The 22,923-nt window shown below is 43.4% G+C and carries 21 protein-coding genes; 19 read left to right on the top strand and 2 right to left on the bottom strand.

Features of this window, described 5'->3' with window-relative positions; all coding sequences use genetic code 11:
• Window positions 1-109: 109 nt before the first annotated feature.
• Window positions 110-943, bottom strand: coding sequence for a helix-turn-helix domain-containing protein (locus tag EV212_RS09690; RefSeq protein ID WP_005335408.1), 834 nt, complete (start codon window positions 941-943; stop codon window positions 110-112).
• Window positions 944-1,227: 284 nt separating this feature from the next.
• Between EV212_RS09690 and EV212_RS09685 the strand changes: the two genes are divergently transcribed.
• From EV212_RS09685 to EV212_RS09640, 10 genes are all read left to right on the top strand, one after another.
• On the top strand, window positions 1,228-1,560 hold the full coding sequence (locus tag EV212_RS09685; protein WP_040015648.1) for a hypothetical protein: 333 nt from the start codon (window positions 1,228-1,230) through the stop codon (window positions 1,558-1,560).
• 132 nt (window positions 1,561-1,692) lie between these two features.
• Complete coding sequence (locus EV212_RS09680) at window positions 1,693-2,772, top strand: replication initiation factor domain-containing protein (protein WP_132092450.1); 1,080 nt, start codon at window positions 1,693-1,695, stop codon at window positions 2,770-2,772.
• Window positions 2,773-2,898: 126 nt separating this feature from the next.
• Window positions 2,899-4,137 (top strand): tyrosine-type recombinase/integrase, encoded by a 1,239-nt coding sequence (locus EV212_RS09675; RefSeq protein ID WP_005335404.1) that lies wholly within the window; start codon window positions 2,899-2,901, stop codon window positions 4,135-4,137.
• A 192-nt stretch (window positions 4,138-4,329) separates the two neighbouring features.
• Window positions 4,330-5,088 carry a hypothetical protein gene (locus EV212_RS09670; RefSeq protein ID WP_132092447.1) on the top strand — a complete coding sequence of 253 codons (759 nt, stop codon included), beginning with the start codon at window positions 4,330-4,332 and terminating at the stop codon, window positions 5,086-5,088.
• Complete coding sequence (locus EV212_RS09665; RefSeq protein WP_132092444.1) at window positions 5,085-5,954, top strand: hypothetical protein; 870 nt, start codon at window positions 5,085-5,087, stop codon at window positions 5,952-5,954. Before EV212_RS09670 ends, EV212_RS09665 begins: the two co-directional genes overlap by 4 nt.
• On the top strand, window positions 5,955-6,602 hold the full coding sequence (locus EV212_RS09660; protein ID WP_132092441.1) for an ATP-binding cassette domain-containing protein: 648 nt from the start codon (window positions 5,955-5,957) through the stop codon (window positions 6,600-6,602).
• 162 nt (window positions 6,603-6,764) lie between these two features.
• Entirely contained in the window at window positions 6,765-7,595 is an 831-nt protein-coding gene (locus tag EV212_RS09655; protein ID WP_132092438.1) for a hypothetical protein, read from the top strand.
• Between the two features lie 24 nt (window positions 7,596-7,619).
• Window positions 7,620-7,799, top strand: a complete 180-nt coding sequence (locus tag EV212_RS09650) for a hypothetical protein (RefSeq protein ID WP_132092435.1) — start codon at window positions 7,620-7,622, stop codon at window positions 7,797-7,799.
• Between the two features lie 201 nt (window positions 7,800-8,000).
• The gene (locus tag EV212_RS09645) at window positions 8,001-8,180 is read left to right on the top strand and encodes a hypothetical protein (RefSeq protein WP_207669097.1); all 180 of its coding nucleotides are present in this window, start codon (window positions 8,001-8,003) and stop codon (window positions 8,178-8,180) included.
• Between the two features lie 50 nt (window positions 8,181-8,230).
• A complete protein-coding gene (locus tag EV212_RS09640) occupies window positions 8,231-8,749 on the top strand; it encodes a hypothetical protein (RefSeq protein ID WP_132092429.1) in 519 nt (172 codons plus the stop codon).
• An 81-nt stretch (window positions 8,750-8,830) separates the two neighbouring features.
• On the opposite strand, the gene EV212_RS09635 is transcribed toward EV212_RS09640, so the two are convergent.
• Window positions 8,831-10,813, bottom strand: coding sequence for a sodium-translocating pyrophosphatase (locus tag EV212_RS09635; protein ID WP_132092426.1), 1,983 nt, complete (start codon window positions 10,811-10,813; stop codon window positions 8,831-8,833).
• Window positions 10,814-11,342: 529 nt separating this feature from the next.
• Here EV212_RS09635 and pyrH point away from each other — a divergent pair.
• From pyrH to EV212_RS09585, 9 genes are all read left to right on the top strand, one after another.
• Window positions 11,343-12,047, top strand: a complete 705-nt coding sequence (gene pyrH, locus EV212_RS09625) for a UMP kinase (protein ID WP_132092471.1) — start codon at window positions 11,343-11,345, stop codon at window positions 12,045-12,047.
• A gap of 26 nt (window positions 12,048-12,073) precedes the next feature.
• Window positions 12,074-12,628, top strand: coding sequence for a ribosome recycling factor (gene frr / locus EV212_RS09620; RefSeq protein ID WP_132092423.1), 555 nt, complete (start codon window positions 12,074-12,076; stop codon window positions 12,626-12,628).
• A gap of 94 nt (window positions 12,629-12,722) precedes the next feature.
• Window positions 12,723-13,448: an isoprenyl transferase gene (locus tag EV212_RS09615; RefSeq protein WP_207669096.1), complete on the top strand. Its 726-nt coding sequence runs from the start codon at window positions 12,723-12,725 to the stop codon at window positions 13,446-13,448.
• Between the two features lie 11 nt (window positions 13,449-13,459).
• A complete protein-coding gene (locus EV212_RS09610) occupies window positions 13,460-14,275 on the top strand; it encodes a phosphatidate cytidylyltransferase (RefSeq protein WP_132092420.1) in 816 nt (271 codons plus the stop codon).
• Between the two features lie 17 nt (window positions 14,276-14,292).
• Window positions 14,293-15,438 (top strand): 1-deoxy-D-xylulose-5-phosphate reductoisomerase, encoded by a 1,146-nt coding sequence (locus EV212_RS09605; protein WP_132092418.1) that lies wholly within the window; start codon window positions 14,293-14,295, stop codon window positions 15,436-15,438.
• Entirely contained in the window at window positions 15,413-16,471 is a 1,059-nt protein-coding gene (gene rseP / locus EV212_RS09600; RefSeq protein ID WP_306812250.1) for an RIP metalloprotease RseP, read from the top strand. The genes EV212_RS09605 and rseP overlap by 26 nt, the downstream gene beginning before the upstream one ends.
• Window positions 16,472-16,503: 32 nt before the next feature.
• The gene (gene ispG / locus EV212_RS09595) at window positions 16,504-17,562 is read left to right on the top strand and encodes a flavodoxin-dependent (E)-4-hydroxy-3-methylbut-2-enyl-diphosphate synthase (protein WP_132092415.1); all 1,059 of its coding nucleotides are present in this window, start codon (window positions 16,504-16,506) and stop codon (window positions 17,560-17,562) included.
• A gap of 2 nt (window positions 17,563-17,564) precedes the next feature.
• Window positions 17,565-21,956 (top strand): PolC-type DNA polymerase III, encoded by a 4,392-nt coding sequence (locus EV212_RS09590; protein WP_132092412.1) that lies wholly within the window; start codon window positions 17,565-17,567, stop codon window positions 21,954-21,956.
• A gap of 12 nt (window positions 21,957-21,968) precedes the next feature.
• On the top strand, window positions 21,969-22,922 hold the full coding sequence (locus EV212_RS09585; protein WP_132092409.1) for a diacylglycerol/lipid kinase family protein: 954 nt from the start codon (window positions 21,969-21,971) through the stop codon (window positions 22,920-22,922).
• Window position 22,923 lies beyond the last annotated feature (1 nt).

Genomic DNA, 22,923 nt, shown 5'->3' with positions numbered 1-22,923 from the left:
CAAATAACGTCTTATTATTCAAGGGATTTTCCTTAAAATGAGCACAAAGAGGCCGCCGCATCTATGATTTATTCAATCATTAATGCGACGGCCCCGTTTATTCTATGGGTTATTTTTGGTCGGATTGCATTTTCCGATAGACTGCTTCTTTCGTAGCTTCCCGGAGAAAGCTGTCCTGTCTGTTATATGTCAGATGTTCATTCTGGATATAAGCGTCTGATTCGCAATCATATTCGTAGGGGATAACCTGTGCTGTTCCCTGTTTCACGTCAATTCCATAGACAATCACTTTGGAATCTCTTAATGCCAGTCCGAGTGTCAGAAAGCCGGAAGTGAAGTAATTATTGCTGTGTGGAACAGTTATTTTTTCCAGTGCATGAAAAAAGTCTGCTACTTCCGCTGTCTGTCCATTCTCAAAAGCCGGAATGATATGTAAGGTGTTATTTGCCTTATCTGCATATGCCCGGCAGACTAGAATGGAAGAATCCGCTTTTTGTATGATACCGTCAAAATAATCGCCGGAGTATGCAGTCGGCTGATAGAAAATGGCAGTTTCTTTTGTTGTAAGGTTATGATAAGTCAGAAAGCCGTTTACAAGCCGGACAATCTCGATATCATCCCCGTAGGTAAAGCCTTTCTGTTCTAAAAGGGGATAAAAAGTTTTAGTAAATTCTTCCGGCAGTTCAATCCCCAGTTTTTCTGTGATAAGCATATCTACATATTCTTTGAATGAACCATACAGAAGTTCGTTAAGTGTCATATTTCCCAACGTGGCAATCTGCTTCAAGCGTTTCTCATTGGGGAGATTCACACCCTTTTCCCAACTGTTTACAGAGCCTTTCGGGGCATTATCTATGATTTCCCCAAACTTCTGCATACTGTAACCGTATTTCTTGCGTATCTGCAAAATCCGTTTTCCTACTGCTTCTTTATTTACAAACATATGCACACCTCGTTTCTGTTCTCATCATAACATAAGATAAGGATAAATGTAAGGGTGAAATTATAATGAGTTACAAAAAGATATGGTTAAGCGTTTGAAATACAAAAATAAAAAAGTAAGGGAAAAAGTAAAATAATTGTTGACAAGAGGAAAAAACAGGTCTATGATGAGGTTAAGAGGTAAGGAGAAAAGTAATGAAATAAATATAGATGTGGATATGAAAAGGACTTGTCACACTTACCGGACACTCATTCACCATGATTTCAAAAAAGGAGAAATGCAGAATGCAGATTACATTGACAAAAGAACAGGTCAGAGAAGCGTTCGGGGAACTCCGTTACATGGGAGCAGACTACTGCTACAAGTATGATAAGGAAACCCGGAAGAAAACTGAGGAAGTGGAAGCATTGAAACTTCATCTCGGAAGCATGAAACTTGGAAACAGCGTAGATATCCGTCTGGAAGCAACGGAACTTCCCAAGGTAGAGCCTTATACTGTGGTAGAACTGGAAGAACCGTTATATGCCCCTTATGTGCAGAGGGGAAACTTCCCGGTATTAGTGGACAGAATCACCTGTAAGGGTATCCGCACTGTTGCCGGAAAAGGAAACGTGTAAAGGCTGTTCCCGGACATTCTCTGCGGACTGCTCCGTACAGCGTGAAAGGAGCAAAGGGAGCAGAGGAAGTTCCGGGAACGTGGCGAAAGCCACGGCAGACTAGGAAAGGCAGGGATAATAATAACGGAAATAATGAAAATTTCAGACCCCCCCTATACTAACAGGGGGGTAACTCGTCAGAAAGAAGATTTGACAGCACTGATTGACTGGTGTCAGATTACCGTCAAAGGTGCAGACGTGTTCACAATTATAGAAGATATCCTGCGGATTCCACTGAGTTTTATGGAACTGCATGGTAAGGAAAAAGGAATTGCCGGGCACGAACTGATAGCAAGATTTGACAATATCAAGATTCTGAAACCGACAGGAAATGCACAGTATGAGGGATTCCAGATTCTTATGAGTGGTTCGGGATGCAGGAATTATGAAGATTTTCTTTTACTGAACAGGGAAACATGGTTTGACTTTCTGGAAAGAGTTTGCAGATACCCGGTGAATTTCCCACGGATAGACTTGGCAATCGACGATAGAAAGCCTTACCTGTCTATCCCGGAATTGATTCGACTGAAAAATGAGGGGCTGATATCCAGTCAGTTGCGTGACACATCAGAGAACCGTTCCGATAAGCTGAAAGAAGATGAAATAGAAGCACAGGGGAAAACGCTCTATCTCGGCAGTAAACACAGTGATTTTCGAATTATATTCTATGAAAAGGGATATGAACAGGCAGAAAAGTTCGGAAAAGAACTCAACCCGGACTGGAACAGATATGAACTCCGATTCCGGCACAAAAAAGCGGGCAGATTAGTAGAAGAAGTTCTGAAAGACAGGGATGTGGCACGGATTGCATTGTCCGTATTAAACGAGAAAGTACGTTTCTTACAGAAGCCGGAAAACAATATGATTACAAGGAAACGGCTCTATCCTACTTATCCCCCGTGGGAAGAACTCATGCAGGATGTAGGGAAGATAAAGCTGACCATGAATCCAGAGAAAAAAACTCTGGAACGGACATGGCGGTGGCTGAACGTAGCAGTTTCGCCCTCATTAAAACTAATGGATAAAATTGGGAAACTGGATAACAGAGATTACATCCGGCAGTTAGTAGAACGGGGGCAGATGAACGAAGAACAACAACGGATATATGAGGACTATAAAAAATCTTTCCTTTTGAGGGAAGAAGAAAGGAGAATTTTTGATAGTGAGTATTAGTGTCTAACATAAACGTATTAGATTATGAAATATAGAATTGTAAATAAATGAATATGGATTTTAGAAAAGATGAAATATAAAGTAAAAAGAGATTAGAACGATACCCTTATCACATCAGTACACTTTATGACAAAAGCAACCGTTTACGATGATTCTGAACTGTTGAATTATGCAGTCCAGACAGGTATAATCTCTTTAGATACCATGCTGAATGATATGGCAATTATGGAAAGAAAAGAAATACTTGCACAGCATGTTTATTCAATAACAACTACAACTGATAAATCGGGAAAAGAAATTTTTTCTACCTATTTACCCAACCCGGACGGTACTCGGCTTTTCAGACGAAGAAATTCTCTTGAGGAATTGGAAAATGTCATTGTAGATTTTTATAAGGCATTACAAGAAGAAATCTACATTGAAAACGTGTTCTATGAATGGATTGACCGGAAACTGGATTTTGGAGAAATACAAAAAGCGTCTTATGACCGTTATGTAAATGACTACAAAAGATTTTTTCATTATACAAATATTCCAATCTCCAAAAAGAAGTTTAAAAATATCAATGAGGATGACTTAGAAATCTTTATTAAAACTACCATTCGTGATTTAGGACTGACTAGAAAAGCCTATGCCGGACTTCGTACATTGATTAGAGGTATTTTTAAATATGGCAAGAAGAAAAAATATACTTCTATCAGCATAACAGAATTTTTCGGAGACTTGGAACTTCCCAATAATCTCTTTAAAAGAAGAATTGTCGATAAGCAAAAAGAAGTATTCATGGAAAATGAAATCCCTCTTGTAATCAATTATTTGAAGCGTAACCCGGATATTTATAACCTTGGAATATTGCTTGCTTTTCAGACAGGGTTACGAGTAGGGGAATTAAGTACCTTAAAAGCAGGAGATTTTTCTGGACGTATTATTAAAATCAGACGTACGGAAGATAAATACCGGGATGAAAATGACAAGTGGGTTGTAGCTGTGAAAGAACATGCGAAAACAGATGCCGGAAACCGTGATTTGATTATTCCTACAACTGCAACAGAAACGATAAATCAAATACTGGCATTAAACCATAACGGAACATATTTATTTGAACGTAATGGTAAACGTATCAGAGGAAATACGTTCAATAAGCGTTTATCCCAAATATGCAAAAAGTTAAATATCCCTCACAGAACAATGCACAAAATACGAAAGACCTATGGTACTACATTGATTGACAGCAACGTGGACGAGGGATTTATCACAGAACAAATGGGACACAGCGACATCAGCACAACAAAAAAGTTATATTATTTCAGCAACAAAACAACGAAAAATAAAGAAAAGCAGATTGAAAATGCTATCTCATTTTAGGAATGATTCCTGTTTGACTACATGCTTGACTACATAGGAATTTTTCAGAAAATGAAAAACGCCGGAATCCTTGAAAATTCAAGGTTTCCGGCACTTTTAAGAGCAGGGGATGAGAGAATCGAACACCTCTGCAAAGTGTCATCGATGCTGAAACCGGAGAAATTATTTCGTAGGTAAAGCGAGGGAAAGTTATTGATTAAATATGTATTTTCAGATTTGAAGCGAGCGCTGGTTTCCTGGAAATTTGCGGCGTCAGTCGTTGGTGTGGCTTTAACCTTTTATTTATTTGGATTTAAGCCGATGAATACCTACTCTATCGTGAGCGTCTATCATTATAATATTATGCAAATGCAGGTATTGCTGGCCTATATTTTTTGTATTGTGCCCTATGGAGACAGTATGTGTCAGGATATAGAATGTCGGTTTTTCCAATTGTTGATCATTCGGGGAAAAACAAGTTATTATGGGGCTTCAAAGTCGACCGCGGTATTTTTTTCAGCAGTTTTGACAATGGTTTTGGGCACGGGCTTGTACCTTTTCATTCTTAAAATACGATATCCTGAGGCGCCGTGGATATCCGAAGGGCATATGTGGGGCGGAATGTTTGATGCGTTTATTTTGAAACAGAAATACGTTACACATATATTTTTGTGCAGCGTTCAACTGGGTCTTTTGACGGGAATATTGGCAATGGTCTGTACAGTTGTGTCTTTATATATTGCAAATCGTCTTCTTACCCTTTCACTGCCTGTGATCAGTTACTATATTTTATGCTATCTTTCAGAAATAATTTCTGGATTCTATAGTTTTGGGTATATATATGACCCGTGGTATACGGTATGCGACAGTGAAGAACTTTCATTTTTTATAATGCTTGCTGCGACAGCGGTACTGTTTCTGATATTGACGAAACTGATCATAGAAAGGATGAAAAGGAGGTTGGGACTGTGAGCGACATATGGTTGTTTTTGTATTATCCCTTTATGGAAGCTAAAAGAAAGCTTTTTACTACAAGATATCTGGCAGTGATCATCCTCATTGGATTTATGTGCATTTTAAATACCGTGACATTAAGAAGGTTTTCTTATTTGACAGGATATTCGGTCACGCCCTGGTTTTTTCCTTTTTTAGTATCTTTATATTTTTATAACCTGATTTATTTTGCACTGTATATTTATTTCTTTTCCGATGCGCCCTTTATTCAGGGAAATACTATGTATCAAATGATACGTTGCGGACGAGTAAAATGGGGAGTTGTTCAGATTGAAAAAATTCTGATAAGCAGTTTTGTATATAATATACAGAGCTTTTTGGTGAGTATTGTTGTAATGCTTCCGTATATATGCCTGGATTCGGGATGGGGAAATGTTATTTATACATTATCACGGACAAATGCGGGAAAAGAATATCATATTTCAATGGGGTTTAGTTATGATATTATCGGACAAAAATCTCCTTTACAAATGATGATATTAACGATGTTGATCTTATGGCTGGCCGGAAGTTGTGTAGGGTTGTTAATGTTCGCATTGAGCCTCTGGTTTGGTCGGATGACGGCGCTGTTTATTTCAAGTATTTGGGTCATCCTTCCCATTATGCTGGATAATTATGGTGGCGTATGGCTACCGTTGGCTACCCATTTTTCGCCCATATCCTGGACACGTATTTCAGAAATAGGGCAATTCAGATACGGAATACCAAGGCTGCCGTCATTAAAATTCATATTATCGGCTTACATAATCTTATGTGTGATATTCAGCCTTGCCGCGCTGTTTAAGCTGAGAACTGTTGATTTAAAATGGAGTAATGAGGAATAAATGATGAGAACGATTGAAGTGAAAAATGGTGTGAAATGTTTTGGAGAGCAGCAGGTATTAAGAGATGTATCGATTCAATGCGCATCCGGACATATTTATGGAATCGTCGGACACAACGGTTCGGGGAAGACAGTACTTTTTAAGTGTATTTGCGGGTTCATGAATCTGGATGAGGGGGAAATCATCATTGATGGAACAAAGAGAAGTAAAAAGGGAGCAATTTTGACCGGGGCCGGAATCATTATCGAGGAACCCTCATTTTTAAAAAATGCCAGCGGCCAGCGGAATCTGGATATTTTATATCGGATAAAGCATGGGAAGGACACAGCACATCTAAAAAATATAATGGAGAAGGTGGGATTGAGTCCTGATTCGAAAAAGAAAGTCGGTAATTATTCTATGGGAATGAAACAGCGCCTGGCTATCGCTCAGGCCATCATGGAAAATCAGGAAATTCTAATACTGGACGAGCCAATGAATGGCCTGGATCATAAGGGGGTGGAAGAGATGAGGGAATTGTTTCTCAACTTGAAAAAAGAAGGGAAACTCATCTTACTGGCCAGCCACAATAGAGAAGATATTGATATTCTCTGTGATGAAGTCTATGAAATGGAGATGGGAGAACTAAAAAGGATTAAAAATAAGTGACAGAAATTTCAGGAAATGCTATAATCATAACATACATAAGATAAACCAGAGGCCGTGGCAGCGGCTCTTTCATTCTGGAAATTTTCAATGCAGACAATAAAAAGTGCAGGGAGGATTCCGGAATGGCGGTGTCCTCCCAAGAGTATCGAAGGAGGACATTGGATGAAGAGAACCATTATGGGAATTGAAGACGAGATGCCAAATGCGCTGGTCAGTCACAAAGACCGGGTATTCCGGATGATTTTCAGGGACAAGAAAGAATTTCTGGAATTGTATAATGCAATGAACGGGACAGCCTATACAAATCCGGAGGATTTAGTGGTCACGACACTGGAAAATGCCATCTATATGGGATTGAAAAATGATATATCGTTTTTGATCTATGACCAGTTGGCTTTATATGAGCATCAGTCTACGGATAATCCGAATATGCCTTTACGGGATTTATTTTATGTGTCGGATATCTATTCTAAATTAACGGCCAGGATGAACCTTTATGGTTCGAAACTTGTTAAGATTCCGGAACCGAAATTTGTCGTATTTTATAACGGTATGGATGATCTTCCGGAACGCAGCGAGCTTCGGCTTTCGGATGCTTATGAAACGAAATCCGGAACTGTCGATCTGGAGCTCAAAGTGTTGGTGTTGAACATCAATCCGGGATATAATGATGGATTGATGGAAAAATGTAAAACCTTAAAAGATTATATGATTTTTGTCTCACGGATTCGGGAATACAGCCATCAGATGTCGTTGAACGAAGCGGTCGAAAAATCAATCAGAACATGTATTGATGAGGATATATTGGCAGAATTCCTGAGGAAGAACAGAGCGGAGGTGTTGAAAGTGAGTATTTACGAATATAATGAAGCTTTACATATCCGGCAGGAAAGGGAAGCTGCCAAGGAAGATGGCTGGCAGGAGGGACTGCAAGAAGGCAGGAAAGAAGGAATACAGCAGGGTATACAACAAGGAATACAGCAGGGAATATAGCAGGGGCTGCAGCGTGGTGCATTTTTGGAGCGAATTTGTAAGGTTCAGAAAAAAGCAAACAAAGGTCTTTCAGCGGAAGTTATAGCGGATATGCTGGAAGAAGAGGTAACATTTGTCGAAAAAATCATAAATATATTGGAAGAAACTCCCGAATCTGACGCTGAACAGATATATGATTTATTAATAAAGAAAAATAAATTTTAAAAAGTGGTGGCCTGAAACGTGTCGTTGATGGCCACCATGTTGTTTTCTGACAATATATATATTATAATAAAATTAATCAGAATTATCAGTGAAATAATAAAACATGGAGGGAGGACTGTATAAAGGATGATTACAGTTTTTAATCGAAGAGCTATATATATAGGCTACTCAAAGGAAGAAAAAAATAAAATTATAAAACTTTTGTCGAAAAATAAAATTCCTTATGAAGAAAAAAGATGGCACGCCAGAGGCGGACAGGCCAGAGGTCGGGGAAGTTTGGGACAGTTATCCGAATATCAGACGACCTATGAAATTTACGTCAGGGCATCAGATTATGAGGAATGTGAGTTTTTGATGCGTCAAATGGGAGAAATGCGTTAGCGTCCGACAGGGGATATTCGATTTGAACGGATAATTGGGGGGGGATACAGATGTTCGAAGGATTAAGCACCACATCAATAATTTTATTAATAGCTTTACATGTCCTGTTGGTTGGGGTCGTAGCCTGCCTGATGATTTGGAGAGCGAAGAAATATTATGTAGCCGAAGAAATTTCAGGCGATATTATATGGGTTTTAAAACAGTCATCCGAGCGTAATATCCGTAATTGTGCAATGTACATAGTTGTGGGATGCTTTTTTTCTTCAAGACTTTTTAGGTTGACGGACATTGACATTTTTCGGATGATCACATCATGTGTTCTGGCCATCGAAATGATAGCTATGGCTGTTTTTTCAACACTGCCTTACAAGATTTGCGCAAAAGGGATTATCACTCATCAGGGATTTGTTGAGTGGTCAATGATTCGAAAAATAATGGATTCCGAAAAAGGGGAAGGTGTTGTACTAAAGTTAAAAAGGCAGGTGGACAATGAACTGGTCATTTATTGTCAAAAAGAGGAAAGAGAGAAATTCGAAAGATATGTACGGGAACGGATTGACTTAGAGTAATCATCAGGAGTGACGATCATAATGGAAATAAATACAAGATAGGCCGGGAAACAAATTTTCCCGGCCTGAAAATTTTTACAATTACAGTAATCCGCCAATCTGAAGGAAGAGTGGTGCGAATACAAGTGCAACGATGGTCATCAATTTGATCAGGATGTTGATGGATGGTCCTGAAGTATCTTTGAATGGGTCGCCGACTGTATCGCCAACAACGGCTGCTTTATGCGCTTCGCTTCCTTTGCCGCCGTGATGGCCGCCTTCGATATATTTCTTGGCGTTATCCCATGCACCACCAGAGTTGGACATGAAGATGGCCATAAGAACACCAGTGATCAGGGCACCGACGAGAAGTCCGCCGAGGGCTTCAACTCCAAGAAGCACACCAATGATGATTGGTACAAGAACAGCCATGATACCTGGTACGTACATTTCTTTCAGGGAAGCCTGAGTAGAAATAGCAACGCAGGTTGTATAGTCCGGGCGGTCTGTACCTTTCAGGATACCTGGTTTTTCACGGAACTGACGACGAACCTCTTCAATCATCTTGTACGCTGCTTTGGAAACGGATTCCATAGTCAGAGCGGAGAAGAGGAAGGTCAATGTACCACCGATGAAGACACCGATAACAACACGGGCGTCAAGTACGTTGATGGCAGTTAATTTTACAGCTTCAGAGTAGGATACGAACAGTGCCAGTGCTGTTAAAGCAGCGGAACCGATAGCGAAACCTTTACCCATAGCAGCTGTTGTGTTACCTACAGAGTCAAGTTTATCTGTGATATCACGAACAGATTCATCCAGACCGGACATTTCAGCGATACCGCCGGCGTTATCCGCGATTGGACCGTAAGCGTCGATGGCAACAGTAATACCTGTTGTGGACAGCATACCAACGGCTGCCAAAGCAATACCGTAAAGGCCAACCAGTTCGTAAGAAATGAAGATACCAACGCAAATTAATAAAATCGGAACAACAGTGGACTGCATACCAACAGCAAGACCGCTGATGATGGTTGTGGCAGAACCTGTTTCAGACTGTTGAGCAATCTTTTTAACAAAACGATATTCATCGGAAGTATAGATTTCGGTAACGACACCGATCAATACACCGACAAGAAGTCCCGCGATAACAGCCAGGGCTATACTAAAGTTGCCGAACATGGTCTTACTTAAAATGATCGTAATAATGATAACGATTGCAGTAGCGCCGTATTCACCACGTTTCAGAGCAGCATGTGGGTTTGTTGCATTACCGGCCTTAACAACAAAAGTACCGATAATTGCGGCAACAACACCGCTGGCAGCCAGAAGTAATGGGAACAATACGCCGGTCTGATCGTAGTAAGTCAAACCGAGAGTCATTGCGGAAATAATGGAACCAACATAGGATTCAAAAAGGTCGGCACCCATACCGGCAACGTCACCAACGTTATCACCAACGTTATCGGCGATAACTGCAGGGTTTCTCGGGTCATCTTCAGGGATTCCGGCTTCTACTTTACCAACAAGGTCAGCACCAACGTCCGCAGCTTTTGTATAAATACCGCCGCCGACACGGGCAAACAGAGCGATGGAAGAAGCACCTAAACTGAATCCGAAAAGGATATCTGCATTTCCGGTAAGTACATAAATGATACTGATACCGAAAAGGCCAAGACCGACAACGGCAAGACCCATAACACTACCACCGGAGAATGCAACGGAAAGAGCGGCATTCATACCGGAGTTCATGGCTGCGCTTGTTGTGCGCACATTTGCTTTTGTCGCAGCGCCCATACCGAGATAACCGGCAAGAACCGAAAAAATACTGCCGACAAGGAAGCAGATGGCAGTCATCCAGTTGGACAGACCAATTCCGATGACAACAAACATGACAACAACAAAGATCAGGAGCACTTTGTATTCGGACATAAGGAAGGCTCTTGCACCTTCGGCGATGGCTCCTGCGATCTCCTTCATACGGTCATTTCCTGCGTCTTTTTTGCCGATGGATGCAGATGTTGCAATGGCAAAAAGGAGGGCGAGGATTCCGATGACAGGAACGATCATAAGGAAGTTTTCCATAATAATTTCCCCCTTGCTAAAAATATGAAATTGTTATAATTCCCTAATATTTAGGGTATAGTCTAGCTTACCAGATATTGGCGAAATATTCAATGATTGTTAAAAATGTACCAAAAAAAATACATAAAAATACAGTTTTTTCGTTATTTTCGTCCTTTGCCGGTAATGGATTCAATGCTTATTTCTACAATGTCTGTTTTGAAAGCAGATTTCTCTACATATTCCCGATAACAGTGAAGCAGACATTCGCATTATTCCCGATATTTTTCAATTTAAGACCTGCATTTTTGGCACAGTGAAAATAAATACGTTGATTGAAATAGATATAATTTACCGGAACACCATAAGGAATTCCATTCGCACTGACAGTTGAGAAGATGATATAATAAAGCTGAATTTAGCTCATATTCGGTGGAGTTTCAAGGATAAATCTTAAAAAATCCGGTGAGTTAGATGGAGAGATAAAATAATAGTAGAAAAAATGGATATTTTATGGTAGATTATTTATGAGGTGTTTAAAATGAAAAACATGAAACGTATTTTATTAAAATTGAGTGGGGAAGCTCTTTCGGGGGATAAAGGTTTCGGCTTTGATGAGGCTACGTGTCTGGAAGTTGGACGTCAGGTCAAAGAGATTGTTGATAAAGGTACCCAGGTCGCAATTGTTATCGGCGGCGGTAATTTCTGGAGAGGACGAAACAGCAGCAAGATTATCGAACGAACGAAATCGGATCAGATCGGTATGCTCGGAACGGTGATGAACTGTATCTATGTTTCGGAGATTTTTCGGACACTGGGAATGACGACCGAGGTATTTACACCTTTTGTCTGTGGTGCATTTACCGAACTGTTTGCAAAGGATAAAGCCATGGACGCACTCTCCGAGGGAAAGGTTGTTTTCTTTGCCGGAGGTACAGGGCATCCATATTTTTCAACGGATACGGGAACAACGCTGAGAGCTGTTGAGATTGAAGCCGATGCGATTTTGCTGGCTAAAGCGATCGACGGCGTTTATGACAAGGATCCAAAGGTTTATCCGGATGCGGTGAAGTATGACGAGATCAGCATTCAGCAAGTGGTAGACCAGAGACTGCAGGTTGTCGACCTGACAGCCACGATCATGTGTCTGGAGAATCATATGCCGATGGTTGTTTTCGGACTGAATGAGAAGGACAGCATTGTAGAGACCTTGTATGGTGAATTTAACGGTACGTATGTGACCGTAGATGAATGATAAATAATTTGGGAGGATGATCAGACATGGATGAAAGAATACAAGTTTATGAGACAAAGATGAAAAAAACATTGGAGAGCCTGGAGAGAGATTATATTTCCATCCGTGCCGGACGCGCAAATCCGCATGTTCTGGACAAACTGGTGGTAGACTATTATGGAACACCGACACCGATTCAGCAGGTGGGGAATATTACAGTTCCGGAAGCGCGGGTTATTTTAATCCAGCCTTGGGAATCCAAGTTGATCAAAGCTATCGAAAAAGAAATCATGGCTTCTGATATCGGCATTACACCAAGCAATGACGGTAAAGCGATCCGCCTTGTGTTCCCTGAGCTTACTGAGGAGCGTCGTAAAGAGCTGGCAAAGGATGTTAAGAAAAAAGGCGAGGCGGCAAAGGTTGCTGTTCGTAATATCCGTCGTGATGCGAATGATGCTTTAAAGAAATGGAGTAAAGCAAAAGAAATTTCTGAAGATGAGGCAGATGATCTGGAGAAAGCTGTTCAGAAGCTTACAGATAAATTCATCACCGAAGTGGATAAGGCTGTAGATACAAAGACAAAAGAAGTGCTTACTGTATAAGCACATTGGGATAAAACAAGATGAGAGGGAGGTTGTCGGATTTCGGCAGCCTCTTCCTGTTCATGACTGTTTGTGTCCGGAAAGGAATGGAAGTATGCAGAGAGAAATTGATGGCGAACTTTTGGAAGTTCCGAATCATGTGGCGATCATTCTGGATGGGAATGGCCGATGGGCTAAGAAACGAATGATGCCGAGAAATTATGGACATGCTCAGGGGAGTAAGACCGTGGAGCAGATTTGTGAGGATGCCTGGAATCTTGGAATTAAATATCTGACAGTGTATGCTTTTTCTACGGAGAACTGGAAACGGCCTCAGAAAGAAGTGGATGCATTGATGAAGCTGCTCCGCTCCTATTTAAAGGACTGTATTAAACGGACGACAAAGAACAATATGCGTGTCCGGGTGATCGGTGATAAGACAGGCCTGAGTCAGGACATCCGGGAATCCATTGAGGAACTTGAGCGGGTTTCGGCGGCAAATACGGGCCTGAATTTTACGATTGCTATCAATTATGGCAGCCGGGATGAGATGCGGCGGGCCATGGTCCGCATGACCAAAGATGTGGAGTCAGGAAAGATCAGATCGGAAGAAGTGACGGAAGAACTGTTCAACAGTTATCTGGATACGTGGGATATTCCAGATCCTGATCTGCTCATTCGGACCAGCGGAGAACAGCGATTGTCGAATTTTCTGCTCTGGCAGTTGGCTTACACAGAATTTGTATTTATGGAAGTTTTGTGGCCCGACTTTAATCGGAATGAATTAGTCCGTGCTATTCGTCAATATAATGGAAGAGAACGTCGTTTCGGCGGTATTTAAGGGGGGATACTATGTTCTGGACACGATTGGCCAGCGGCATTGTTTTAGTCATTGTGGCATTCCTGACGATTATGGCCGGCGGCAATATATGGTTTTTAGTTGTATCTCTTTTATCCCTCATGGGCTTGTATGAACTTTATAAAACGATGCGTATTGAGCGGATGCTTCCCGGATGGATTGGATGTATAACGACGGCTGTGTACTGTATTCTTCTCCACGAAAAAGCAGGTGGAAATTTTACGGGCGATCCCTTTATGGCTGTTATCGCCGGCTTTCTTGTCATTTGTGCCGTATATGTGTTTACCTTTCCGAAGTTTAAAGCAGATCAGATAGCTTTTTCCGTTTTTGGCCTGATCTATGTGCCGGTATTGATGATGCATTTATATCAGGTGCGGGAATTGCCCGACGGTCTGTTCATTATTCCTTTGGTATTTTTAAGTGCCTGGGGAAATGATACGTGTGCATATTGTGTGGGCATGCTGATCGGAAAGCATAAGATGACACCAAAGCTCAGTCCCAAAAAGAGTGTAGAGGGATTGATCGGGGGTATTGTCGGCGCTGTCCTGCTTGGTATGGCCTATGGAGCTCTGGCAGGCAGTCATTTGTCGTCCCTGAGCAATGCCGTCGCTGCCTGCGGTATTATCTGCGGCGTTGGCGCAGTCATTGCTGTTGTCGGTGACCTGACGGCGTCGGCTATTAAACGGGATACTGGAATCAAAGACTATGGGAAGCTGATTCCGGGGCACGGCGGTGTGTTGGATCGGTTTGACAGCATTTTATTCACAGCGCCGATCGTCTATTTCCTGGCGATTTATTTTGGTGCATAAAAGTGAGGTAGGAACAGATGAAAAATATAGTACTTTTAGGGTCTACCGGTTCCATTGGGACTCAGACTCTGGATGTGGTTCGTCATTATAAAAATGATTTTCGGGTGACGGCTCTGGCTGCCGCATCGAATATCGAAAGACTTGAAGAACAGATTCGGGAATTCAAACCAAAACTGGCGGTCGTTTACCGCGAGGATAAAGCAAAAGAACTGAGAGAAAAGATCAGTGACCTTTCTGTAGAAGTGCTGGCCGGGATGGACGGCCTTTTAACAGCAGCTGTAGAGCCATCGGCAGATATTGTCCTGACGGCGGTGGTCGGTATGATTGGTATTCGTCCGACCATTGCAGCTATTGAAGCGGGGAAGGATATTGCCCTTGCTAATAAAGAAACACTTGTAACGGCAGGGCATCTTATTATGCCGCTGGCAAAGGAAAGAGGCGTCAAAATCCTGCCGGTGGACAGTGAACATTCGGCTATTTTCCAGTCTTTACAGGGAGAAAACCGGGGACAGATTCATAAAATATTATTGACAGCTTCCGGCGGACCGTTCCGGGGAAAGAGTCTTAACGATCTGGCATCGGTTCAGGTGGAGGATGCTTTAAAACATCCCAACTGGGTCATGGGACGTAAGATTACCATTGATTCGGCGACCATGGTGAATAAGGGTCTGGAAGTCATCGAAGCCCGCTGGCTTTTTGATGTGGGGCTGGATAAGATTCAGGTCGTTGTCCATCCGGAGAGCGTTGTTCATTCGGCGGTGGAATTTGAGGACTCGGCGGTCATCGCTCAGCTCGGCACTCCGGATATGCGGCTTCCGATTCAGTATGCGCTGTTTTATCCGGACAGAAAACCTTTAAGCGGAGAATGGCTGGATCTGTTTAAGTTAGGAACATTACATTTTGAAGCGCCGGACCTGGAAGTTTTCAAAGGACTTAAGCTGGCCTATGAAGCACTGGAGATTGGCGGTTCGATGACGACGGTTTTTAATGCGGCGAATGAACGGGCTGTGGCGAAATTTTTAGACAGAAAGATTAAGTTTTTAGATATACCGGAAATTATTGGGGAGGCTATGGAAAAACACACTGCAATAAAATCTCCGTCACTGGAAGAGATTCTGGATACGGAGAAGGCAGCTTATGAATTTATCGAAAGCAGGTGGTAGTTTGGGAATTATTGTAGCTCTGATTGTATTCAGTATTATTATTTTATTCCATGAATTTGGACATTTTCTTCTGGCTAAGAAAAACGGCGTCGGTGTTACTGAATTTGCCCTTGGTATGGGGCCGATCCTGTTCAGCTTTAAACGGGGCGAGACAGTTTATGCGGTGAAGGCGCTGCCGCTTGGAGGTTCCTGTGCCATGGTCGGCGAGGATACGGATGAGACGGGAGAGAATTCCTTCAATTCCAAAAGCGTATGGCAGCGATTTTCTGTCATTGTGGCCGGACCGGTTTTTAACTTTATTCTGGCCTTTATTTTTGCATTGATTCTTGTGGGCATCATCGGTTATGACACACCGTCGGTCTATAAGGTTGAGTCAGACGGCCCTGCCTGGGAAGCGGGTATACGTGATGGCGATATCATTAAAGAGGTGAATGGGCGGAAGGTCCACATGTATAAAGAATTTCGGACCGAAGTGCTGATGAATTCGGACGGAGCGCCGATGGAAATGGTTCTCGAGCGGAACGGCAGTGAATACCGGACGACGGTGACTCCGGCATTGGGTGCGGATGGTACTTACAAAATTCAGATTTATGGTGGAGCCTATGAGCGGACAGGGATATTGGATACATTAAAATACAGTGTATTTGAAGTGCGCTATTGGATTACCACGACGGCCCGTAGCCTTGGAAAGCTGATCACAGGTCAGGTATCCGCCAATGAACTTTCCGGTCCTGTGGGAATTGTTGACATGATCGACGACACTTATCAGGAGGCGAAAAGCTACGGTTGGCTGGATGTGCTCTTAAATATGATGAATATCTGTATTTTGCTGAGCGCTAATCTGGGTGTTGTCAATTTACTGCCGATTCCGGCGCTGGACGGCGGGCGGATTATGTTTTTGATCGTAGAAGCCGTGCGGGGAAAACCATTGCCGCCGGAGAAAGAGGGATGGGTGCATACGATTGGGTTTGCACTGTTGATGGTACTGATGGTATTTATTTTATACAATGATATACAGAGACTGCTGCTGTAGCTTTCGGACAGTGGCATGAGGAGGCGTGTTTCATGATTCGTGAAAATACAAAGGTCATTTCAATCGGGGGCTGTTGTATCGGCGGGAAAAATCCCATTGCGATTCAGTCCATGTGTAATACAAAAACAGAAGATGTAAAAAGTACAGTAGCTCAGATTCTGGCTTTAGAAGAAGCCGGTTGTGACATTATCCGGGTAGCCGTGCCGACGATGGAGGCGGCGGAAGCGATTAAAGCGATTAAAAAACAAATTCATATACCGTTGGTCGGAGACATTCATTTTGATTATCGGCTGGCCATTGCGGCGATGGAGAATGGTGTGGATAAAATCCGTATCAATCCGGGCAATATCGGTTCGGCAGACCGGGTGAAGGCTGTGGTGGATATGGCAAAGGCCCATCATGTGCCGATTCGTGTCGGTGTCAACAGTGGTTCTCTGGAAAAGCCTCTGATTGAAAAGTACGGCGGTCATGTGACGGCGGAGGGGATTGTGGAGAGCGCTCTCGATAAGGTACGCATGATTGAAGATTATGACTATGACCAGATGGTCATCAGTATTAAATCATCGGATGTCATGATGTGTATCAAAGCTCATGAATTGATTGCCAGACAGACGGATTATCCGCTGCATGTGGGCATTACCGAATCGGGAACATTGATTTCAGGTAATATCAAATCTGCGGTGGGCCTTGGTATTATGCTGAATGAAGGTATCGGCAATACGATTCGTGTCTCTCTGACTGGGAATCCGGTGGAAGAGATCAAGTCAGCGAAGCTGATTTTAAGAACTCTTGGCCTGCGGAAGGGCGGTATCGAGGTGGTTTCCTGTCCGACCTGTGGAAGAACTCAGATTGATTTGATCGGCCTTGCAAATCAGGTGGAAAATATGGTTCAGGGTTATGATCTGGATTTGAAAGTGGCTGTCATGGGCTGCGTGGTCAACGGTCCTGGCGAGGCGAAGGAGGCAGATCTGGGGATTGCCGGGGGAAAAGGCGAGGGCCTTCTTATAAGAAAAGGTGAAATTGTAAAAAAGGTGCCGGAGAGCGAGCTGCTTGCGGCATTGAAGGATACATTGGATAACTGGAGTGAATAGACATGGCGGCTTCATTTTTTGAAGTTTTTCCCGTTCTGAAACTGAATAAAGGAATGATGGACTTACTGGAGGAGGCGACTGTGGAAAAGGTGACGGCCAGTCAGGCCAGAAACAGGATTCGGGTGTATCTGTGCAGTCCGAGGTTGATTTCCTATGAGGAAGTAAGAAAACTGGAAGATCAGATTCGTGGACAACTGTTTGAAAATACGGATGTCCATGTGGATATTATCGATCGATACGAACTGTCGGAGCAATATACGCCGGAGCGGCTCATGTCCATCTATTTTGACAGCTTTGAGGCGGAGCTTAAAGATTCCAGTGATCTGGAAGCGAATATTTTCCATAAAGCGAAAAAGGAATTTATCGATGCGCAGAGAATGGTCCTCACTGTGGAGGATAATTTTATTACGGCTTCGAAAATCGAGTGTATTCGAAGCAAGCTGTTGAAGATTTTTCAGGATCGTTTTGGATATTATGTGGATATTTCAGTTGAATATGTCCGGGAGCGCAAAAGCCGGCAGGCTGAATATGCGGAAGAGACCTTCCAGAGGGAAGTTGAGACGATTGTCAAAAACTATGCGGAAGCAGAAGCTGCAGTTAAACAGAAGGAAGAAAAAATTGCCGAGCAGCAGAAGCCGACGCGGGATTTCAAGAAGGAAAATACCTACGTCAAGAAAAAGATCATCGATCCGGATATCTTTTATGGCCGTCCTTTTGAGGGCGATGAGACACCGATTTCAGAAATTAATGACGAAATCGGAGAGGTGATCGTCCGTGGAAAGATCATTCAGATGGAGACGCGGGAAATCCGCAATGAAAAAACGATTATTATTTTTGCTGTGACGGATTTTACGGATAGTATCACAGCAAAAATATTTACAAAAAATGAATTTTTACCTCAGGTTCTCTCAAATCTGAAGGTGGGAAAGTTCGTTCGAATGAAAGCCATGGCAGTCATGGATAAATATGACCATGGTATTGCATTAAACTCGGTGACGGGCATTAAAAATATTCCTGACTTCACAAAGAAACGGATGGATTTAAGCCCGGTGAAACGGGTAGAGCTTCATGCACATACAACAATGAGTGACATGGACAGCGTGGCCGACTGTAAGGCAATGCTTAAAACGGCTATGTCCTGGGGGCATAAGGCTATGGCGATCACGGATCATGGTGTGGTTCAGGCTTTTACGGATGCCAATCACTGTGTGGAAGGGACGGATTTTAAGCCGATTTACGGCGTGGAAGGTTATCTGGTCGATGATTTAAAGCCCATAGTTTTTGAATCGGAAAACCAGAGCCTGGACAGTAAATTTGTTGTTTTTGATATTGAAACGACGGGATTCTCTGCAGTTAATGACCGAATCATTGAAATTGGTGCGGTAAAGGTGGAAAACGGTGAGATTGTGGACCGTTACAGCACTTTTGTCAATCCGGAGCGGCCGATTCCTTTTGAAATTGAAAAGCTGACGGGTATCAATGATGGTATGGTGGTGGATGCGGCTGTCATTGAAGATATATTGCCGGAATTCCTGGCGTTTTCAGAAGACTGTATTATGGTAGCCCATAATGCAGAGTTCGACATGAGCTTTATTAAAGAAAACTGCCGGAGGATGAATTTGCTCCGAAAGTTTACAGTGGTGGACACTCTGGCCATGGCCCGGAGCATGCTGCCGGATTTGAAGAATTATAAATTGGATACGGTGGTGGAAGCTGTCGGCGGGACACTGGAGAATCACCACCGGGCTGTAGAGGATGCGGAGTCCACGGCAGATATATTTGTAAAATTCGTGGCCCGGTTAAAGGGCATGGGTGTGACGGATCTGGATACATTAAACGGGATGAGCCAGATGTCAGTTAATGCCATAAAAAAATTGAAAACCTATCATATTATTATATTGGCTCAGAACGATATCGGACGGATTAATCTCTATCGCCTGGTATCCTGGTCCCACCTGGATTATTATGCAAGACGGCCAAGAATTCCAAAAAGTGTTCTGGCAAAATACCGGGAGGGTCTGATCATTGGTTCGGCCTGTGAGGCGGGCGAGTTATATCAGGCTGTGTTAAATGACCGGCCGTCTGATGAGATTGCACGGATCGTCAGTTTTTACGATTATCTGGAAATACAGCCCATCGGAAATAACCTTTTTATGATTGAGAGTGAGAAAATTCCACAGATTCAGTCCAAAGAAGATCTGATGGAGATGAATCGGAAGATTGTCCGTCTCGGCGAACAATTTCATAAGCCGGTCTGTGCCACCTGCGACGTGCATTTTATTAATCCGGAAGATGAGGTTTATCGACGGATTATCATGGCGGGTAAGGGATTTGATGATGCGGACAGGCAGCCGCCGATTTATTTTCGGACAACGGAAGAGATGCTGGAGGAATTCATGTATCTTGGTGCGGAAAAGGCGGAAGAGGTTGTTATTACCAATACGAATTACATAGCGGATCAGATTGAGCGGATTTCTCCGGTGCGGCCGGACAAATGCCCGCCGGTCATTGAGAATTCGGATAAGACATTGAGAACCATTTGTTATGATAAAGCCCATGCGCTTTACGGAGAGAATCTTCCGGAAATCGTGGTCGAACGACTGGAGAGAGAACTGAATTCCATTATCGGCAATGGATTCGCGGTCATGTATATCATTGCCCAGAAATTGGTGTGGAAGTCGGTGGCCGACGGCTATCTGGTTGGTTCCCGTGGTTCGGTCGGATCATCCTTTGCGGCCTTTACCGCCGGAATCACGGAGGTAAATTCGCTTCCGGCCCACTATCTCTGCCCGAACTGCAAATATGTGGATTTTGATTCGGATTATGTAAAAAGTTTTTCAGGACGTTCCGGCTGTGACATGGAAGATAAAGTATGTCCGGTATGTGGAACGCCTCTCTCAAAAGAGGGACATGACATTCCTTTTGAAACCTTCCTTGGATTTAAAGGAAATAAGGAGCCGGATATTGACCTGAATTTTTCGGGTGAGTATCAGAGTAAGGCTCATGATTATACAGAAGTTATTTTTGGTAAGGGCCAGACCTTCCGGGCCGGAACGATCGGTACGCTGGCGGAAAAGACGGCCTATGGATATGCGCGAGGTTATTTTGAAGATCATCACATGGAGAAGCGGAGCTGTGAGCTGACTCGGCTGGCCTCGGGCTGTGTTGGTGTTCGGCGGACAACGGGACAGCATCCGGGAGGTATTATCGTTGTGCCTTTAGGCGAAGAAATTTATTCTTTTACGCCGGTACAGCATCCGGCCAATGATCAGACGACCCATACTATAACGACCCATTTCGATTATCACTCCATTGACCACAACCTGTTGAAACTGGATATTCTCGGACACGATGATCCGACCATGATTCGTATGCTTCAGGATATTACCGGGGTGGACCCGACGACGATTTCTCTGGATGATCAGGAGGTACTGTCACTGTTTCATGGTCTGGATGCTTTACATATTCAACCGGAGGATATCGGTGGGACGGATCTGGGGTCTCTGGGAATTCCGGAATTCGGAACCGACTTTGTTATGCAGATGCTGCGGGATACGAAGCCGAAGGCTTTTTCTGATCTGGTGCGTATTTCCGGTCTGTCCCATGGTACGGACGTTTGGCTGAATAATGCCCAGACACTGATCAAAGAAGGTAAGGCGGAGATTTCTACGGCAATCTGTACCCGTGATGACATTATGATTTATCTCATCAATAAAGGAGTTGAATCCGAGTTGTCCTTTAAGATCATGGAGAGTGTCCGTAAGGGTAAGGGATTGACGCCGGAATTCGAAGCGGCCATGAAGGAGCACGATGTACCGGACTGGTATATATGGTCCTGTAAGAAGATTAAGTACATGTTCCCGAAGGCCCATGCGGTGGCCTATGTTATGATGGGCTTCCGTATTGCCTGGTTTAAGATACATTATCCGCTGGCTTACTATGCGGCTTTCTTTACGATTCGTGCCACAGCCTTTGATTATGAACTGATGTGCCGGGGGAAAGAAGAACTGGAAAAGCATCTGAAACTTTATAAGTCCAATCCGAATCTGACAGCAAAGGAAAAGGATACCATCCGGGATATGAAAATTGTTCAGGAATTTTATGCCAGAGGTTTTGATTTCCTCCCGATTGATCTGTACAGGTCGGAGGCTGTCAAATTTACCATTGTTGGCGACAAGCTGCTTCCGCCATTTTCATCTATCGACGGCATGGGCGGTATTGCTGCGGAGGCTCTGGCGCTGGCGGCGAAAGACGGCCCATTTATATCGAAGGATGATATTGCGGGACGGGCAAAGGTCAGCCGGAGTACGCTGGATGTGATGGGAGAACTGGGGCTGCTCGGCGATCTGCCGGAGAGCAATCAGCTTTCCATCTTTGATTTAAAAATTGGATAAAGGGGAACCCATATGTACTATTTTATTGTCAATCCCAACGCCAAGTCCGGCAAAGGCCGGATAATCTGGCAAAAAGTGTGTCATCTCATGAACAGCAAAGGTCTTGCCTATGAAGTGTTGTTCACGGAGAAAAAAGGACAGGCTGCAGAACTTGCACGAAAAGCGGCGGAACGAAGCAATAAGCCGATTCAGGGCAAAAGAACAAATCTGGACAGTGCCGAAAAGATCATCGTGGCTATGGGCGGCGACGGAACGATCTCAGAAGTCATGGATGGCATTTGGGACCATCCGGAGGTGACTTTTGCCTTTATTCCGATCGGTTCAGGAAATGATTTTGCCCGAAGCCTTGGTATATCGTCCAACTGGCGTAAGGCTTTACAGGGGATTCTTTCAGAAAAACATAGGATTTATTTTCATCCGGGACGTCTCGAATATGATGGAAAAGTGCGTCATTTCGGCGGCAGTATGGGCATTGGTTTTGATGCGGCGGTCTGTGACGGAGCAAACCGGCTGCGGTTTAAATCCGCCTTTAATCGCCTGGGGTTAGGAAAATTCACCTATACGGGTGTGGCTGTCAAACTATTGGTCACCAGTTCCTGTGATAAATTAAAGATTCGTCTGGATGGTCAGGAAATCCACCGATTTCAAAAAGTTCTCTTCTTATGTGGTCTGAATGGAAACTATGAGGGCGGTGGTTTCATGTTTGCACCGGAGGCCCGGGTGGATGATGCATACCTGCATGTTTGTATTGCGGCGGGAATACCTGTCTTTAAACGATTCTTACTTTTGCCGAAAGCTTTAAAAGGAAAGCATGTGGGGGCGCCGGGAGTTTATATGTATCGTTGTAAAAAGATAGAGATTTTGTCCTCCCGGCCAAAATTGATTCACGGTGACGGCGAGGTCAATGGCCCGGTAACGAAGGTGACGGCCAGCCTGGAACCTTTGGCAATCCCGATGGTCTATTGAA

The sequence above is a fragment of the Frisingicoccus caecimuris genome (genome assembly GCF_004340975.1).
Classification (GTDB): Bacteria; Bacillota; Clostridia; order Lachnospirales; family Lachnospiraceae; genus Frisingicoccus; species Frisingicoccus caecimuris.
The sequence above is the reverse complement of the archived record's forward strand: the minus strand, read 5'-3'. Positions and strand labels throughout refer to the sequence as shown.